This window comes from Collinsella sp. CLA-ER-H7 (assembly GCF_040092345.1).
Classification (GTDB): Bacteria; Actinomycetota; Coriobacteriia; order Coriobacteriales; family Coriobacteriaceae; genus Collinsella.
Genome location: NZ_JBBNLT010000003.1, coordinates 59,504 through 76,412 on the forward strand (window position 1 = coordinate 59,504; position 16,909 = coordinate 76,412).

The 16,909-nt window shown below is 60.8% G+C and carries 15 protein-coding genes; 14 read left to right on the plus strand and 1 reads right to left on the minus strand.

What is annotated here, in order from left to right:
* The first annotated feature begins 44 nt into the window (after positions 1-44).
* The 4 genes from carB to AAAX75_RS02680 all read left to right on the plus strand — a co-directional run bounded on the left by carB (position 45) and on the right by AAAX75_RS02680 (position 5,785).
* Entirely contained in the window at positions 45-3,359 is a 3,315-nt protein-coding gene (carB, locus tag AAAX75_RS02665; protein ID WP_349091000.1) for a carbamoyl-phosphate synthase large subunit, read from the plus strand.
* Between the two features lie 444 nt (positions 3,360-3,803).
* Complete coding sequence (purE, locus tag AAAX75_RS02670) at positions 3,804-4,268, plus strand: 5-(carboxyamino)imidazole ribonucleotide mutase (RefSeq protein WP_006235810.1); 465 nt, start codon at positions 3,804-3,806, stop codon at positions 4,266-4,268.
* Between the two features lie 35 nt (positions 4,269-4,303).
* Positions 4,304-5,302: a class B sortase gene (locus tag AAAX75_RS02675; protein WP_349091001.1), complete on the plus strand. Its 999-nt coding sequence runs from the start codon at positions 4,304-4,306 to the stop codon at positions 5,300-5,302.
* A gap of 66 nt (positions 5,303-5,368) precedes the next feature.
* Positions 5,369-5,785: a molybdenum cofactor biosynthesis protein MoaE gene (locus AAAX75_RS02680; RefSeq protein WP_349091002.1), complete on the plus strand. Its 417-nt coding sequence runs from the start codon at positions 5,369-5,371 to the stop codon at positions 5,783-5,785.
* Positions 5,786-5,891: 106 nt separating this feature from the next.
* Here the strand turns inward: AAAX75_RS02680 and AAAX75_RS02685 are convergent, their stop codons facing one another.
* A complete protein-coding gene (locus AAAX75_RS02685; protein WP_148331752.1) occupies positions 5,892-7,121 on the minus strand; it encodes a putative ABC transporter permease in 1,230 nt (409 codons plus the stop codon).
* A 296-nt stretch (positions 7,122-7,417) separates the two neighbouring features.
* Between AAAX75_RS02685 and AAAX75_RS02690 the strand changes: the two genes are divergently transcribed.
* The 10 genes from AAAX75_RS02690 to AAAX75_RS02735 all read left to right on the plus strand — a co-directional run bounded on the left by AAAX75_RS02690 (position 7,418) and on the right by AAAX75_RS02735 (position 16,873).
* Positions 7,418-9,088, plus strand: a complete 1,671-nt coding sequence (locus AAAX75_RS02690; protein ID WP_349091003.1) for an amidophosphoribosyltransferase — start codon at positions 7,418-7,420, stop codon at positions 9,086-9,088.
* 156 nt (positions 9,089-9,244) lie between these two features.
* Positions 9,245-10,348, plus strand: coding sequence for a phosphoribosylformylglycinamidine cyclo-ligase (gene purM, locus AAAX75_RS02695; RefSeq protein ID WP_349091004.1), 1,104 nt, complete (start codon positions 9,245-9,247; stop codon positions 10,346-10,348).
* Entirely contained in the window at positions 10,338-11,039 is a 702-nt protein-coding gene (gene purN / locus AAAX75_RS02700; protein ID WP_349091005.1) for a phosphoribosylglycinamide formyltransferase, read from the plus strand. The genes purM and purN overlap by 11 nt, the downstream gene beginning before the upstream one ends.
* 151 nt (positions 11,040-11,190) lie before the next feature.
* Positions 11,191-11,655 (plus strand): PTS sugar transporter subunit IIA, encoded by a 465-nt coding sequence (locus AAAX75_RS02705; RefSeq protein ID WP_349091006.1) that lies wholly within the window; start codon positions 11,191-11,193, stop codon positions 11,653-11,655.
* A gap of 222 nt (positions 11,656-11,877) precedes the next feature.
* The gene (locus AAAX75_RS02710; RefSeq protein ID WP_349091007.1) at positions 11,878-13,098 is read left to right on the plus strand and encodes a peptidylprolyl isomerase; all 1,221 of its coding nucleotides are present in this window, start codon (positions 11,878-11,880) and stop codon (positions 13,096-13,098) included.
* Between the two features lie 54 nt (positions 13,099-13,152).
* Positions 13,153-13,596, plus strand: coding sequence for a GatB/YqeY domain-containing protein (locus AAAX75_RS02715; RefSeq protein WP_055310319.1), 444 nt, complete (start codon positions 13,153-13,155; stop codon positions 13,594-13,596).
* A gap of 247 nt (positions 13,597-13,843) precedes the next feature.
* Complete coding sequence (locus AAAX75_RS02720; protein ID WP_349091008.1) at positions 13,844-14,575, plus strand: amino acid ABC transporter ATP-binding protein; 732 nt, start codon at positions 13,844-13,846, stop codon at positions 14,573-14,575.
* Positions 14,576-14,583: 8 nt separating this feature from the next.
* Positions 14,584-15,459, plus strand: a complete 876-nt coding sequence (locus AAAX75_RS02725; protein WP_082435536.1) for a transporter substrate-binding domain-containing protein — start codon at positions 14,584-14,586, stop codon at positions 15,457-15,459.
* A 25-nt stretch (positions 15,460-15,484) separates the two neighbouring features.
* Complete coding sequence (locus AAAX75_RS02730; RefSeq protein WP_022094217.1) at positions 15,485-16,231, plus strand: amino acid ABC transporter permease; 747 nt, start codon at positions 15,485-15,487, stop codon at positions 16,229-16,231.
* A 3-nt stretch (positions 16,232-16,234) separates the two neighbouring features.
* A complete protein-coding gene (locus AAAX75_RS02735) occupies positions 16,235-16,873 on the plus strand; it encodes an amino acid ABC transporter permease (RefSeq protein WP_349091009.1) in 639 nt (212 codons plus the stop codon).
* Positions 16,874-16,909 lie beyond the last annotated feature (36 nt).

The window sequence follows — 16,909 nt, forward strand, 5'->3', positions numbered from 1 at the left end:
ACTTTTCCAAAACATTGAGTCAGCCTCTCTAGGAGGTTTTAAACATGCCGAAACGTACTGACATCAAGCGCATCCTCGTTATTGGTTCGGGCCCCATTGTCATTGGCCAGGCCTGTGAGTTTGACTACTCCGGCGCCCAGGCCTGCAAGGTGCTCAAGGAGGATGGCTTTGAGGTCATCCTGGTCAACTCCAACCCGGCGACCATCATGACCGACCCGGGTCTTGCCGACCGCACCTATGTCGAGCCCATCACCGCCGAATTTATCGAGCGCGTAATCAAGAAAGAGCGCCCGGACGCGCTGCTGCCCACGCTGGGCGGCCAGACCGGTCTGAACGCCGCCGTCGAGCTGGCAAAGGACGGTACGCTCGACAAGTACGGCGTCGAGATGATCGGCTGCGACCTGGCCGCTATCGAGCGCGGCGAGGACCGCAAGCTCTTTAACGAGGCCATGGCCGAGATTGGCCTGGAGGTCGCGCGCTCGGGCTATGCCTACAGCGTGGCCGACGCCGAGACTATCGCCGAGCGCGTGGGTTATCCCTGCGTACTGCGCCCGAGCTTTACCCTCGGCGGCGCCGGCGGCGGCATCGCTCACACCCACGAGGAGCTCGTCTCCATCGTGAGCCAGGGCTTGGAGCTCTCGCCTGCCCACGAGGTGCTGGTCGAGGAGTCCATCGAGGGCTGGAAAGAGTATGAGATGGAGGTCATGCGTGATCACGCCGGCAACGGCATCATCGTGTGCTCCATCGAGAACCTCGACCCCATGGGCGTGCATACCGGCGACTCCATCACCGTGGCGCCGGCGCAGACGCTCTCCGACCTTGAGTATCAGCGCATGCGCGTGGCCTCGCTCGCCATTCTGGAGAAGATCGGCGTCGAGACCGGTGGCTCCAACGTGCAGTTTGCCGTGAACCCCAACACCGGCCGCCTGATCGTCATCGAGATGAACCCGCGCGTGAGCCGCTCGTCCGCCCTCGCTTCCAAGGCCACGGGTTTCCCCATCGCCAAGGCCGCCGCGCGCCTGGCTGTGGGCTACACGCTCGACGAGATCGTCAACGACATCACCAAGGCTACGCCCGCCTGCTTTGAGCCCACAATCGACTACTGTGTGGTCAAGGTGCCGCGCTTTGCCTTCGAGAAGTTCAAGGGTACCGACCCCACACTCACCACGCGCATGAAGGCCGTGGGCGAGATTATGGCGATCGGTCGCACCTTTGAGGAGGCCTTTGGCAAGGCTATGCGCTCGCTGGAGGATGGCCACCAGGGCATTTGCGCCGGTGGCAAAGAGGGTGCCGATAAGATGAGCGACGACGAGCTTGCTCAGGCCGTGGCAACCCCGACCGAGCATCGCATCTTCTTTGTGGTCGAGGCCCTGCGCCGTGGCTGGGGCATTGCCCGCATCCATGCCATCTGCGGTATCGATCCGTGGTACCTCAACCGTATCAACGACATGGTGCAGGTCCAGGAGAGCATCCGTGGCCTGCGTGTGGAGGATATCGACGCCGACGCGATGCGCCTGCTCAAGCAGTACGGCACGAGCGACGCCGAGATCGCCGCGCTGACCAGCTCGGACGAGCGCTTTGTGCGCGCCTATCGCAAGGGCCTGGGCGTGGTTCCCAGCATGAAGACGGTCGATACCTGCGCTGCGGAGTTCTCGAGCGCCACGGAGTACCATTACAAGACCTACGAGAACATCTACCGCACGAGCCCAGTCGCCAAAAAGTGCGTGGCCCCCGACGAGACCATGCCGGCAGATAGGCCCAAGGCGATGATTCTGGGTGCCGGCCCCAACCGTATTGGCCAGGGTATCGAGTTCGATTACTGCTGCGTGCACGCGAGCTACGCGCTGGCGGCCCGCGGCTTTGAGACCATCATGGTCAACTGCAATCCCGAGACCGTCTCGACCGACTACGACACGTCCGACCGCCTTTACTTTGAGCCGCTCACCTACGAGGATGTCATGGACGTCATCGATGTTGAGCGCCCCGACGGCGTCGTGGTGACGCTCGGCGGCCAGACCCCGCTTAAGCTGGCGCGCATGCTCGAGGAGAGCGGCGTGAACATCATGGGTACCAAGCCCGATGCCATCGACTTTGCCGAGGATCGCGAGCGTTTTGCCGCCCTGCTCGACAAGCTGGGCATCATGTACCCGCCGGCGGGCCAGGCCACCTCGTTTGAGGAGGCCGAGGCCGTGGCCGCGCACATTGGCTACCCGCTGCTGGTACGTCCGAGCTACGTGCTGGGCGGCCGCGGCATGATGATCGCCTACGATGCCGAGCACCTGCGCGATTACATGGCCGAGGCCGCGCGCATTAGCCCCGACTACCCGGTGTACCTGGACCGCTTCCTGGAGGGTGCGATCGAGTCTGATGTCGACGCCCTGTGCGATGGCGAAGAGGTCTACATTGGCGGCATTCTGGAGCATATCGAGGAGGCCGGTATCCACTCTGGCGACTCCGCGACCTGCATCCCGCCGTTCAGCTTTAGCGAGAGCCTGCAGGCAAAGCTTCGCGAGACCACGCGCCGCATCGCGATGGCGCTGGGCGTACGCGGCCTGGTCAACGTGCAGTACGCCATCAAGGGCGAGACCGTCTACGTGATCGAGGCAAACCCGCGCGCGAGCCGCACCGTGCCGTTCATCTCCAAGGCAACCGGCGTGCCGCTGGCCAAGTGCGCGGCGCGTATCATGGCGGGCGATTCTATCGCCAGCCTGGGTCTGCCGAGCGACGAGCGTCAGCTCGATTGGTTCTGTATGAAGGAAGCCGTTATGCCCTGGGGCCGTTTCCCGGGCGCTGACGTTATCCTGGGGCCCGAGATGAAGTCGACGGGCGAGGTCATGGGTATCGCCAAGAGCTATCCCGAGGCATACGCCAAGACACAACTGGCGATTGACTACAAGCTGCCCGACCCGAGCGCCGGCAAGGTGTTCATCAGCGTGTGCGACCGCGACAAGCGTCATATCCTTTCGGTCGCTCGTATCCTGCGCTACCTGGGCTTTGATATCTGCTCCACCGAGGGTACGGCGCGCGTGCTGCGCGGCGGCAACGTGACGTGCGAGGTCGTGGAGAAGATCAGCGGCCCGCACGACGGCGAGCGTCCCAACATTGGTGACCTCATCGCCGATGGCAAGATTGCGGTAATCATCAATACGCCGTACGGCCCGGGCTCGCGTGGCGATGGCTACCTGCTACGCACCGAGGCCGTCCGTCGTGGCGTGACCTGCGTGACGGCGATGTCTGCGGCCAACACGTACGTGAGTGCCATCGAGGCCGTGCGCGAGGACCAGCAGGGTCACGGCAGCGCCAACGACATGGGCATGGACGTCATCGCCCTGCAGGACCTGCCGCAGCACACGGTGTAGTGTGACCTGTCCGGCCGGGGCGGGAGGGGCCGAGATTTCCCCCTTTCGCTCCGGCTGCAAGCAGAGTCGCTCAGGAGGAAACTCGGCCCCTCCCGCCCCGGCCTGCGGTGACTTGGCTGCACCGTGTGCTGCGGAAGGGGCTTTGCGCGATGACTAGGGCTGAATAAAAAGTGAGTGTGGGATCCGCCGTTCGTTCGAACGGCGGATCCCACGTTAATATTTCAGCCAACGTACGTCATAGCAATTCCCGGTAGGTCGCAGGGCGCTTCGCGGGCGGGCCAGGCTTTATCTGAACGACTTTGCGAAGCAAGCGGAGTGAAGATAAAGCCTGGCCCGCCCGCGAAGCGCCACAAAGACCGCAGGGACGGGAGCAGCTATACTACTCTCAGTAGTTAAGGGTCGCGGATCCGCCGCGTCACCGCTCTCAACGGGAGGTCTTTGTTTATGGCAGATCAAAAGCCGGTTGTCGGGATCATCATGGGCTCCAAGTCCGATCTGGGCGTTATGGAAGGTTGCACCGCCGAGCTCGAGGCGCTCGGCGTGCCCTATGAGCTCGTCATTGCGAGCGCACACCGCACGCCGGCGAAGGTCCACGAGTGGGCTTCGACTGCTGCCGATCGCGGTATCAAGGTGATTATCGCCGCCGCTGGCAAGGCCGCTCACCTGGGTGGTGTCGTGGCTGCCTTTACGCCGCTGCCGGTTATCGGTGTGCCTATGAAGACGAGTGACTTGGGCGGCATGGATTCGCTGCTGTCGATGGTGCAGATGCCTTCGGGCGTGCCCGTGGCCTGCGTTGCCATCAACGGCGCCAAGAACGCCGCCATCTACGCCACGCAGATTCTAGGCGCTTGCGACCCCGAGTACCGCAAGGTTATCGAGAAGATGAAGCAGGAGATGGCCGACGCCTAGGCGTTCTGCCGTTTCACCGCAGTATAAGGAGAGCCATGTCCGACTATCAGGGAAAACGATTCAAGGCTTCTCAGATTCCCAATCCATCGAAGCCGGGTGCTGCCCATGCGGCGCAGCAGGGTCGGGCATCCTCTCCTCAGCAGCCGCGCGCGCTGCGCCCCGTGACACCGGCGACGCATCGTCGACAGGACGCGCCAGCCGCATATCGACCTTCATCTTATAGCAACGCTAAGAAGCCGCTCCGGTCTTCATCGCATGCCGCGCCGTCGGATTACACCGAGCCGCCGCGCAAAAAGCGCCGCTCCATTATTCCCATTCTGCTCATCATCATCGGCATCGGTCTGATTGTCGCCGCCGCCGCTATCTTTATTAATGCTCAGATTGGCTATAAGCAGGCGAGCGATTCGTATCAGAAAATCGAGAAGCAATATGTAAGCGATAAGGACGCCAGCGGCGTGCCGATTATCGACTTCGATGCACTTGCCCAGACAAATCCCGAGGTTGTGGGTTGGATTTACGAGCCGGGAACCAACATCAACTATCCCGTGGTGCAGACCAATAACAACTCCAAATACCTCAACACGCTGTTTGACGGTACGTCCAATGCATCGGGTGCGATCTTCTTGGACAGCGACGATACCGCGCCAGGAATGGTTGACCAGCAGACTACGATCTATGGTCACCACATGAACGACGGATCGATGTTCAATGTGATCTCGGACACGGCCGATCAGGCGACGTTCGACAGCATAGAGTACGTGTATTACATCACGCGCGACGCCACCTATAAACTGCGACCACTGGCGACCAAAGTTGTCGAGGACACGTATGCCAAGGCGCGCACGCCCAATTTTGAGGGCGATGACGGGCTCAAGAACTACCTGTCCGAGATGCTCGACGGCGCCTCTGCCGTGGCGAGCGATGCCACCGATCGTGCCGCTTCGGCAACCAAGGTCGTGACGCTTGTGACCTGTCGTTCGTTATCGCTGAGCAACACGCGTGCTGTCATGGTGCTCACGCCGGTCGAGGAATAAGTTGTTCGAGAGTAGCTAAAAAGCCCCGTTCCAAATTGGCTACTCGACGACGGTAAGGGAGAAATGATGCTCGAGAATGGCAAAACGATGCCTTCGGTTGATGCTTGGCTGCGCGAGGCCAAGGCCGATTCGTCGGCACCTGCGTGCGGTATGTATCTGACACATAACGGTGTGGTGCGCGCGACGCCCAAGGCCGAGGCGCGCGGTGTCGAGACCGATGGCGTGGCGCCGGGCCACAAGGTGGGCGGCATGGTGTTTGGCTACGACGCCAGCAAGGTGCAGGCTGCTATCGAGGCCACGCGCGCGATGCCGGGTATCGGCTATGTGCGCGTGTGGCTGGCAAGCGGCGAGCTTGCCGTAGGTGACGACATCATGCTCGTGCTCATTGGCGGAGACATTCGCCCGCATGTGGTCGATGCGCTGCAGTCGCTCGTCGGCACCATCAAGAACGAGTGCGTGAGCGAGGTCGAGCGCGAGGCGTAAGGCCTCGTCGGCAATCCGAGTCTGTCTATAGCGAAAGCCCGCCGGCAGTTCATGTAGATCTGCCAGCGGGCTTTGATGTGTTGGAGCTATTTTGCTCTGGCGTTTGCTACACGCGTGTGGCGTCCTTGGGGCTCATGGTCATACTCTGAAAACGGTTCTCCATATATTCGTTATCGAAATGCTTGTCATAGAACTGTGCGACGGGAATATTTCGAACGGTTCCGTTGACGCGCTGATACCAATAGTCGAGCGATTGCAACGTCATGACGCCGTCGATCAACATGACGGCGGTCAGGATGACGGTAGCAGAGTAGCGGCGTTTCCATGGAATCATATTGATGAGCTTAAGCAGGCGCGGCAGCAAGACCTTGATCCAGATGAGGCCACCCAGGCCCCACATGCAGGCAAACGGCGTGCATGTGCGTCCCCCGGTCAATACCGCGATGGGATCGGGCATGCCGAATAGCCTAATGTGTGAATAGCTCCACGACACCACGCCAAATGAGGTCTGCATAAACCAGCCTACAAACACCTCGAAAGCGCCGCCGATCAGGGCACTTACCAGGAAAATGATCAGAGGATTCTTTTTATAGAAGCGGTTGAGCGCCATGGTCATGAGCACCGCGCCAAATCCGTAGATGGGGCTAAAGGGGCCAAATAGCATACCGGCACGGTCCTGATAGACGCCGGGATCGACGACGACCATATGCCAGACTTCCTCGAGAATGAGACCTAACACGCTGCAGACGAAGAATACCCAGAACAGGTTGAAGTAGTTGAGCTTGATGTAGCCCTCGCCGGTTTCGTCGCGGCCGAGCATCCCCTCGGCGGCGGCATCGCGGTCGAGCATCTCTTGCAGACGGCGCTGCAGTTCGCGCTCCTGGCGTAGCGTGGGGTCGACGGTGGCCGACAGCGCAATGAGGATGACAAGCTGGACGGCGGGGCGCAGCAGGAAGGGTCCGATGCCCTGGAGCATCACGTCAACTAAAAGCTCCACGACGGTAAATGCGATGAGGACGTAAGACAGGCGGGCGGCATTGCGCCGCTGGTCCTTGATGAGGTCCAGGCCAAAGACGATCAAGATGATCGCGCTTGCCGCCGAGAGCATAATGCCGGCGACGATAAGGCCAACCGCGACCAGGGTGTTATCACCGAGCTTAGCGGCGACGTTGCCGTTAATGAGTGCGGTGATGACCTGCCACATAAAGACGGCGACTGACGGGAGCGTGCCCACGCCAGATAGGGTGCACAGGACTGCGTAGACCTTGATGATAAGGGGGATCTTCTTGGCCTCCGTGGTGCTGGGGACACTGGGGTCGAGTTGATTTCGATCCATACGCTACCTTTCTCGTCTTGTAGGAGCCTACAAGGATACGCCGACGACCAGCTAAAAGACAGGACGAACGTCCCAATTGCAACAATGTAGCCCCTAGCGCGGGCGAGACACGGCGCACGGGAAGTCTTCGAGGCCGTTGCCCCTGAGAGTGGACTACCCAATAAAATGTTTGGTCGCAAAACGGATAATAAGCTCGGTGGGCTTTTAAAAAGCGCTGCTCATGCGCGGGGGAGCGCGTCGCGCCGTGCGTATAATAAGGCGGGTAACGCCAAAATACGAGGCTCTGAGGGGATGCCATGTCTCAAGAAACCATCCGCGCGGCCGAGCGTGCCGCGGGACAGGTGAACGCCATGTCGACGTATGATCCGGACTCTGACCAGCTGCATGAGGAATGCGGCGTTTTTGGTGTCTGGGCGCCCGATCGCGACGTGGCTCGACTGACGTACTTTGGCCTGCGTGCACTGCAGCATCGCGGCCAAGAATCGGCGGGAATCGCCGTTGGTGACGGCGGTACGGTTATGGTCCGCAAGGATCTGGGCCTGCTCGACCGCGTGTTCTCCAATGCCGACTTGTCGACGCTCTCCGGTCAGCTGGCCGTGGGTCATGTGCGCTACGGCACCGCCGGCGCCAAGAGCTGGGAAGCCTCTCAGCCGCACCTCTCTACCATCAATAGCGTCATTATCGCGCTCGCGCACAACGGCACCCTCGTCAACACCGACGAGCTGCGTCGTCAGCTGATCGAGCTGGGCGTACCGTTCCTCTCCAACTCGGATTCCGAGGTCGCGACCAAACTCATCGGCTACTTTACTCAGCGTACTGGCCATCTGCGCGAGGGCATTCGCAAGACCATGGAGCTCGTGCGCGGCGGCTACGCCATGACGCTAATCAACGAGCAGGCGCTCTACGCATTCCGCGATCCGCACGGCATTCGCCCGCTCGTGCTGGGCAAGCTGGTGGATGAGGGCCTGGACCAGGCCGATGCCGCATCCGTTTCGCAGCTGCCGTCGCAGGACGGCGCCGCGACGGTCGACGCCACCACCCATGTCACGCGCGCCGGCGGCTGGGTCGTTGCCTCCGAGACCTGCGCGCTCGATATCGTGGGCGCCGAGTACGTCCGCGACGTCCGTCCCGGTGAGATTTTGCGCATCAGCGCCGAGGGCCTTGTGTCCGAGCAGGGCGTGCCTGCCGCCGAAGAGCCTGCTAACTGCATTTTTGAGCAGGTCTACTTTGCTCGCCCCGATTCCATCATGAACGGCAAGAGCGTCTACGCCTGCCGTTATGACATGGGTCGTCAGCTGGCACATGAGGAGCCCGTCGAGGCCGACCTGGTCATCGGCGTGCCCGACTCCGGCCTGCCGCCCGCGGAGGGCTATTCGCACGAGAGTGGCATTCCCTTTGGCGAGGGCCTCATCAAGAACCGCTATGTGGGCCGTACGTTTATCGAGCCTACGCAGGAGCTGCGTGCCATGGGCGTGCGTATGAAGCTCAACCCGCTGCGTGACAACATCGAGGGCAAGCGCCTGGTCGTCATCGACGACTCCATCGTGCGCGGCACCACCATGGTGCAGCTCGTCAAGATGCTGCGCAACGCCGGCGCCAAGGAGATTCATATCCGCATCAACTCGCCCGAGGTCATCTGGCCGTGCTTCTACGGTATCGATACCGACGTGCAGTCGCAGCTTATCAGCGCCAACAAGACGGTCGACGAGATTTGCGAGTATATCGGCGCCGATTCGCTGGCCTTCCTTTCGGTCGAGGGCCTGCTTAAGGTCATGCCCAAGGGCGGTTACTGCGATGCGTGCTTTACCGGCCGCTACCCCGTGGCGATTCCCGAGAGCTTTGGCCGCGACAAGTTCATGGAGGGCTTTAAGCCCCGCAACCTGGACAGGCCGCTGCACTTTGATGACGACGCCGTGGTCGAGAAATACGACGATCGCAGCTGGGAAGAGGAACACGGCGAGGCCTAAAACCTGCCATGTAGGGACAGGTTTATTTTGGCAGGTTTTATCTGCTGTTTTGTTGATACTACGGCGCGCGCCGCTGCGGTGTGCGCCGATATGAACGCAACTATGAGCACCGTTTGGCGCCCGGGCGGCGGACGGTAGTGGGAGAGGAAGGCTCAGATGAGCGACAGCAAACATGTGACGTATGAGGATGCCGGCGTCGATACCGCCGAGGGCGGCCGCGCCGTCGACGCTATTAAGCAAATGGTTAAGGACACCAACCGTCCCGAGGTCATCGGCGGTATCGGTGGCTTTGGTGGCCTGTTCTCGGCTGCCGCGCTTAAGGATATGGAAGACCCGATTCTGATTAGCGGTACCGACGGCGTGGGCACCAAGCTCGTGCTCGCCCAGATCATGGACCGTCACGAGACGGTGGGCCAGGACCTGGTTGCTATGTGCGTCAACGACATTCTGGCTTCGGGCGCCGAGCCGCTGTTCTTCCTGGACTACGTTGCCATCGGCCACATCGAGGCCGAGCACATGGCAAAGATCATCAAGGGTGTAGCCGACGGCTGTAAGCTCGCGGGCTGCGCGCTCGTGGGCGGCGAGATGGCCGAGCACCCGGGCGTTATGGCTCCTGCCGACTACGACCTTGCCGGATTTACCGTGGGCGTCGTCGACCGTCCCAAGATGCTCGACCCCGCGAACGTCCGCCCGGGCGATGTGATCCTGGGCCTGCCTTCCACCGGCGTGCACTCCAACGGCTACTCGCTCGTGCGCAAGGTCATCGGCGTCGACGGCATTAAGCCGGGCACGCCCGAGGCCGCCGCTAAGGCCGAGGAGCTGAGCCGTCCGCTCGAGGAGCTCGGCGGCGCATCGCTGGCAGACGCCCTGCTGGCTCCCACGCGCATCTACGTCAAGCCGATCCTGGAGCTGCTGCGCGGCGGCGCCAACGTTCATGCCATTGCCCACATCACCGGCGGCGGTATTACCGAGAACCTCAACCGCGCGCTCGCCGACGACGTCGACGCTGTGGTCACCCGCAACGGTGCCGAGATGGGCTGGGACGTTCCGCCCGTCATCACCTATGTGTCGCGCCAGGCCGAGCTTGCGCCCAACGAGGCGTGCAAGACCTTCAACATGGGCGTTGGCCTGTGCCTGGTCGTCGCCCCCGAGGACGAGGCTGCCGTGACCGAGGCTCTGGTCGCGCTGGGAGAGAAGCCGTTCCGCGTGGGCGAGTGCGTCGAGGGCTCCGGTAAGGTCGTGTACTCCGATGAGCGCTAACGAGCAGATGGCTGCTGCCGCGAGCCTGGGCTTTGTGCCCTACACCCGTCCGACCGGCACCGATACGGCCGAGCCGCTCAAGATCGGTGTGCTCATCAGCGGTTCGGGTACCAACCTGCAGGCGCTGATCGACCTGATCGCCGCCGGCAAGCTCAACGCTTCGATTGAGCTTGTGGTGTCGAGCCGTCCTTCGGCTAAGGGTTTGCAGCGCGCTGAGCGCGCGGGCATCCAGACGCTCACGCTGTCCAAGGATGTCTACGCCGACCCCATCGCCGCTGACGAGATCATCGCGCACGAGCTTCTCGAGCGCGGCTGCGAGTATGTGGTCATGGCCGGCTACATGCGCATGGTGCACACGCCTCTGCTGGCGGCGTTTCCCAACCGCGTGGTCAATCTGCATCCGGCGCTGCTGCCGAGCTTTACCGGTGCGCATGCGATTGACGATGCCTTTGCGCGCGGCGTCAAGGTGACCGGCGTGACCGTGCACTTTGCCAACGAGATTTACGACAACGGCCCCATCATCGCCCAGCGCGCGCTGGCTGTCGGGGAGGGCTGGGATGTCGACACGCTCGAGGAGCACATCCATGCGATTGAGCACGTGCTGTATCCCGAGGTCGTGCAAATGCTCGCCGACGGCCGCGTCCACGTGCTGGAGAGCGGCAAGGTCGCAATTGACGCGCCTCGCGGCTAGCGGCGCACAGTACAATTTAGCCGAGTAGTCAGGGTGGTCATTGGCGCCAAGGCGCACGTGGCCACCCTTTGTTTGGGTAGTCACCTGCGACGTTCTTTAACGGCTAGTCATTTAAGAACGTCCCCGATGGCTAGGTGAGAGAGGTGAGCGCATGGCGGATAACGAAGCGCTGTTTACGCCTGAGCTGGTGTTTTTTGATTGGGAGTGTGCGACGCCGGATGAGGTGTTTGCGCGGCTCGAGGGCGAGCTTGCTCCACGTGGCTACATTGCCGAGGGTTGGCTCGACGCCGTTCGCACGCGCGAGGATGCCTATCCCACGGGTCTTGCCATGCCGGCGGCAAACATTGCCATTCCGCATACCGATCCGGGGTTTGTGGCCAAGCCCTATATCGCGGTGGTGAAGCCCGCCGCGCCCGTGACATTTAACGCTATGGCTGGCATGGGCGCTCCGGTGTCGGCGCAGATCGTCATTAATCTGGGCATCGCCGAGCCGGGAGGCCAGGTCGAAGCCCTGCAGGCGCTCATGAACATCTTTATGGACGCCGATGCCGCAGCCGACGTGCTCGGCCAGACCACGTCCCAGGGCATGGTCGACGCCATCCGCCGTCACTTCTAAGGTGGGGCTGAGCCGGCACTTGGGGACGTTCCTTTTCTGCCGGCAGTTAGGGACAGTTCCCAAGTGTCGGCACATAAAGAACGTCCAACTGCCAAGTGCCACATCTGTCCCCTTTGCACCAAAATGGTGCAGATTAACCTGTCCCCAATGCACCAAGCGTGCCGCGGGGGCCGCGTTGTGACACAATGGCGTTTGTTCGATTCGTTATGCGAAAGGCCAACTATGGCAAATAAGAAAAAGAACCCTGCGCCCGAGCCGACGCCCGAGCAGCAGGCTCGCGCTGCCTCCAGCTCTCGCAAGAAGCAGCGCAAGACGTACGTGTCTAAGACCGTCAAGATCGTCCTGGTGGTCATCGGCGTGCTGGCGATGCTGCTTTCCGTCTCGGCGATGGCGTGCTCCGGCCTTATGTCGCAGGCCGAGGACACCTCGGGCTACAAGCTGACCGGCGGTGTTGCTGCAACTATCAACGGCACCAACCTCACCGAGGACACCGTGACCAAGCAGATCATGAGCATGCGCACGTCCTACGGCTACACCAAGGATAAGGATTGGGCGCAGTATCTGGTTGACAACGACCTCACGCCCAAGAAGTACCGCAAGCAACTCATCGACTCCTACACGCAGCAGATTCTGCTTCAACAGGCACAGAAGGAGAACGGCGTGACGGTGTCGGACGAGGAGGTCGAGAAGGCTTGGAAGGACGCGTGCAAGAGCGCGGGCGGCGCCAAGGCCTTTAAGAAGACCCTCAAGACCTACGGCTATACCGAGGACACCTACAAGGACTCACTCAAGGAGAGTCTGGCGCAGCAGAAACTCAAGGATGCCGTTGCGCCCACGAGCAAGCCCAAGGACAGCGAGATTGTCGATTACATCAACGAAAGCCTGTCCAGCTACAACGACGCCCGCCGCTCGTCGAACATCCTGATCAAGGTTGATTCTGACGCTTCCGACGAGGACAAGGCTGCCGCCAAGGCCAAGGCGCAGGAGTGCCTGGACAAGATCAACTCCGGTGAGCTGAGCTTTGAGGACGCCGTTGAGCAGTACTCCGAGGACACCGGTTCCAAGGAGAAGAAGGGCGATGTGGGCTGGGATAAGCTCACCACTTTCGTCGACAGCTACCAGACGGCGCTCGAGGGACTCAACAAGGGCGACGTGAGCGAAGTCGTCGAGTCGACCTATGGCTACCACATCATCAAGTGCACCGACTACTTCCATGTCGATAATCAGGTTGATGACATCAACCAGGTGCCCAAGGACATCAAAAAGTACGTCTCCAACGTGGTGAAGACGCAAGCGGCCAGCACCGCGTACAGCGAGTGGCTGGAGCAGTACAAGAAGGATGCCGACATCACCGTCAACCCCATGCCCAAGGACGTACCCTATAACGTGAGTCTGAAGGGCGTCACCAAGAGTTCGACCGACGATTCGTCGAAGACTGAGTAACCATGGGGCGGTGCTCGCGTGAGTGCCGCCCACGCTATTAGAGAGGATTTGCAGATGACCAACGAAGAGCTGCAGAAAGAAATGATCGCGGCCATGAAGGCCAAGGACAAGGTTCGCCTGTCCATCATTCGCCAGGTCAAGGCCGAGGTGAAGAATATCGAGGTTAACGAGCGCCGCGATGTGACCGAGGAAGACGTCAACAGCATGATCAAGCGCCTGATCAAGCAGACGAGCGAGACGCTGGAGATGTCCATCAAGGCCGGCACCGACCAGGAGCGTACCGACAACCTGACCGAGCAGGTCAAGATCCTGGAGAGCCTGCTGCCCGCGCAGGTTTCGGGCGAGGAGCTCGAGGCCCTGATCGAGCAGGTTATCGCCGAGCTGGGCGCCACGTCCAAGAAGCAGATGGGCCAGGTCATGGGTGCCCTGGGCAAGGCCACCGGCGGCAACTTCGATAAGCCGGCCGCAGCAAAGATCGTCGGAGCCCGCCTCGCGTAGGGGCCGAGTGGCACACAGTTGAGGCTGAGGGGGCGTGGCCGTCATGGTCGCGCCCCTTTTTGCTGGGCGGGGCACTCATTGGGGACAGGCTTAAATGAGTGCCCAATGAGCAGGTACTCATTTAAGTCTGTCCCCAATGAGTGGGTGGAAGGTTGCGGGTTCTTTACGGGAATGTAGTGTGGGCTGCGGAAACGTGGTTCTTTCCGTACAATAGTTCAACTCGTGTAAACGCAGGGAAGGGACATTCATGGCAGACATGATCGAGATCAAGCATCTCAACAAGTACTTTGGCGACCTGCATGTGCTCAAAGATATCAATCTCACCGTCAAACGCGGCGAGAAGCTCGTAATGATCGGGCCTTCCGGTTCGGGTAAGTCGACGCTCATCCGTTGTGTCGATTATCTGGAGGAGCCCACGTCGGGCGAGGTCGTCATCGACGGTACGCCGCTCACCAAAAAGAACCACCTGGAGATGGCTCGCAAGTACAGCTCCATGGTGTTTCAGCAGTTCAACCTGTATCCCAACATGACGGTGCTAGGCAACCTGACGCTCGCGCCCATCAAGCTGCAAAAGAAGAGCAAAGAGGAGGCGACCGAGATCGCCTTTGCCGCGCTCAAGCGCGTCGGCATGGCGCACAAGGCCGGCGAGTATCCGCAGAACCTCTCGGGCGGTCAGCAGCAGCGCATCGCCATCGCCCGCGCCCTGTGCACCAAGCAACCCATCATCCTGTTTGACGAACCGACCTCGGCGCTCGACCCCGAGATGGTCCAGGAGGTTTTGGACGTTATGATTGAGCTCGCGCAGGAGGATATCACCATGATCTGCGTGACGCACGAGATGGGCTTTGCACGCCAGGTGGCCGACCGCGTCATCTTTATGGAGGACGGCCGCATTCTGGAGGAGGGCACGCCCGAGCACTTCTTCGATAACCCCGAGAACCCGCGCTGCCGCGAGTTCCTGTCCAAGATTCTGCACTAGGCGCGGTGATGGACATGACGGATATGACGAGGGCGGCCGTGTCGCGCCGTCACTTTTTGCAGCTGGCTGGCGCCGGCATGCTCGCGCTGACGGGGACCGCGCTTACCGGTTGCGGCAACTCCACCAGCGGCGAGGGCTCCGACAAGGGGTCCAAGCTTGCGGCCATCAAGTCGCGTGGCCATTTGAATGCCGGCGTTAAGAAGGATGTTCCCGGCTATGGCTATTACGACACCGCCAAGGGCCGCTTTGAGGGCATGGAAGTCGATTTGTGCTACCAGATCGCCGCTGCCGTCTTTGGCGTGAGCTACAAGGAGGCCCGCGCCCAGGAGCTTGTCGAGTTTACCGACGTAACGCCCAAGACACGCGGCCCGCTGATCGATAACGGCCAACTCGACGTGGTCGCGGCGACCTACACCATCACCGACGAGCGCAAGAAGAGCTGGGATTTCTCGACGCCGTACCGCACCGACTACGTGGGGCTCATGGTCAAGAAGCGTTCGGGCTTTACCTCGATTGAGGATCTGGACGGCAAGGTCATCGGCGTGAGCCAGGGTGCTACCACGCAGGGCCTGATCGAGCAGATGATCAAGGACAACGGCTTTAGCTGCAAGCCAGAGTTTAGGGCCTTTAGCGGCTATCCCATCATCAAGAGCTCGCTCGACGCCGGCAATATCGACGTCTTTGCCATGGACCGCTCCACGCTGGCCGGTTACATGAACGAGACCGTTGAGCTGCTGCAGCCCGAGGTCAAGTTTGGCGAGCAGGGCTACGGCGTGGCGACCAAGAAGGGCTGCGACCTTTCGGCCGTGGTCGATCAGGTGATTTGCGATCGCCTGGCCGACGGCTGGCTCGACCAAGAGGTCAAGACCTGGGGTCTTGTATAGGCGCATCGTCCAAGGAAGGAATCAAATGCTCGAAGGATTATTTGACGCCGACCGTTGGTCGACGACATTTCAAAATATGGGGCCCTTCTGGGAGGGCTTTGGCGTGACGCTGCAAGTGGTCGTTGCCGGCCTGCTGTTGTCGCTGGTGCTGGGCACGCTGCTGGGCGTGTTCTCTACCACTCGCTCGCGCGTGCTGCGCGCCATAAGCCGCGTGTACGTGGAGTTTTACCAGAACACCCCGTTGCCCGTGCAGGTGCTCTTTATGTACATGGCCGGTCCGCAGTTTTTGCAGGCCATAACCGGTGCCGACCAGCCGGTGCGCATCGCGCCGTTCGTGCTGGGCTTCTTGGGCGTGGGTCTGTATCACGCGGCCTACATTTCGGAGGTCATCCGCACTGGTATCGAGGCGGTTCCGCGCGGTCAGATGGAGGCGGCCCAGAGCCAGGGCTTCACCCGTGCGCAGGCGTACTGGTACATCGTACTGCCCCAGACATTCAAGATCATTCTGCCGCCGCTGTGCAACCAGGCGCTCAACCTGGTCAAGAATACGTCGGTGCTGGCGCTTGTGGCCGGCGGCGACCTTATGTACCGTTCCGACAACTTTGTGAGTCTGTACGGTTACCTGCAGGGATACATCGTCTGCTGCCTTATGTACTTCATCATCTGCTTTCCGCTCGCCATACTGGTGCAGTGGCTCGAGCGCCGCTCCAAGGAGCGTCCGCGCGGTGTGAGCCTGGCCGAGCTGGGGCTCGACAACGTAGAGGAGGCCTAGCGCATGGAAATCTTCAACGCGACCAACCTGCTCTACATTTGGGGCGGCTTTGTTAAGACGATCGAGATCTCGGCGCTGTCGATCTTTTTCTCGCTCATCTTTGGCACGGTACTGGCGCTCGTTAAAAGCTATGCACCCCGCCCGTTCCGTATTTTGGTGAGCGCCTATATCGAGCTGTTCCGTTGCACGCCAAACCTGCTGTGGATCCTTTTTATCTACTTTACGGTGCAGGGTTTGGACATTGTGATTTCGACCATCGCCTTTACGCTGTTTACCAGCGCCGTTATGGCCGAGATTGTGCGCGGCGGCCTCAACTCGATTCCGCGCAGCCAGTTTGAGGCGGCGCAGAGCCAGGGCTTTGGCTTCTTTGCCACCATGCGCTACATCATTCTGCCGCAGACGTTTAAGACGATCATTCCGGCGCTGTTTAGCCAGTGCACAACTGTCATTAAGGACAGCTCGTATCTTTCGGGCATTAACGTGGCCGAACTCATGTACACGGCCAACGTCGTGATGGCCCACGCGATCGACCTGTCGCAGGTGCTTATGCTCTACGGCCTGGTTTTCGCGATGTACTTTGTGCTCAACTTTGGTATCTCGCTGCTGGTGAGAGCGTATCAGAGGCGAATGGTGGCAGCGTAGAATGTGGCAAAGGGACAGCCCCTTTGTCACATAGAG

Coding starts and splice junctions, on each gene's coding strand:
- carB (WP_349091000.1), top strand. CDS start 45: ATGCCGAAACGTACTGACATCAAGCGCATCCTCGTTATTGGTTCGGGC.
- purE (WP_006235810.1), top strand. CDS start 3,804: ATGGCAGATCAAAAGCCGGTTGTCGGGATCATCATGGGCTCCAAGTCC.
- AAAX75_RS02675 (WP_349091001.1), top strand. CDS start 4,304: ATGTCCGACTATCAGGGAAAACGATTCAAGGCTTCTCAGATTCCCAAT.
- AAAX75_RS02680 (WP_349091002.1), top strand. CDS start 5,369: ATGCTCGAGAATGGCAAAACGATGCCTTCGGTTGATGCTTGGCTGCGC.
- AAAX75_RS02685 (WP_148331752.1), bottom strand. CDS start 7,121: ATGGATCGAAATCAACTCGACCCCAGTGTCCCCAGCACCACGGAGGCC.
- AAAX75_RS02690 (WP_349091003.1), top strand. CDS start 7,418: ATGTCTCAAGAAACCATCCGCGCGGCCGAGCGTGCCGCGGGACAGGTG.
- purM (WP_349091004.1), top strand. CDS start 9,245: ATGAGCGACAGCAAACATGTGACGTATGAGGATGCCGGCGTCGATACC.
- purN (WP_349091005.1), top strand. CDS start 10,338: ATGAGCGCTAACGAGCAGATGGCTGCTGCCGCGAGCCTGGGCTTTGTG.
- AAAX75_RS02705 (WP_349091006.1), top strand. CDS start 11,191: ATGGCGGATAACGAAGCGCTGTTTACGCCTGAGCTGGTGTTTTTTGAT.
- AAAX75_RS02710 (WP_349091007.1), top strand. CDS start 11,878: ATGGCAAATAAGAAAAAGAACCCTGCGCCCGAGCCGACGCCCGAGCAG.
- AAAX75_RS02715 (WP_055310319.1), top strand. CDS start 13,153: ATGACCAACGAAGAGCTGCAGAAAGAAATGATCGCGGCCATGAAGGCC.
- AAAX75_RS02720 (WP_349091008.1), top strand. CDS start 13,844: ATGGCAGACATGATCGAGATCAAGCATCTCAACAAGTACTTTGGCGAC.
- AAAX75_RS02725 (WP_082435536.1), top strand. CDS start 14,584: ATGGACATGACGGATATGACGAGGGCGGCCGTGTCGCGCCGTCACTTT.
- AAAX75_RS02730 (WP_022094217.1), top strand. CDS start 15,485: ATGCTCGAAGGATTATTTGACGCCGACCGTTGGTCGACGACATTTCAA.
- AAAX75_RS02735 (WP_349091009.1), top strand. CDS start 16,235: ATGGAAATCTTCAACGCGACCAACCTGCTCTACATTTGGGGCGGCTTT.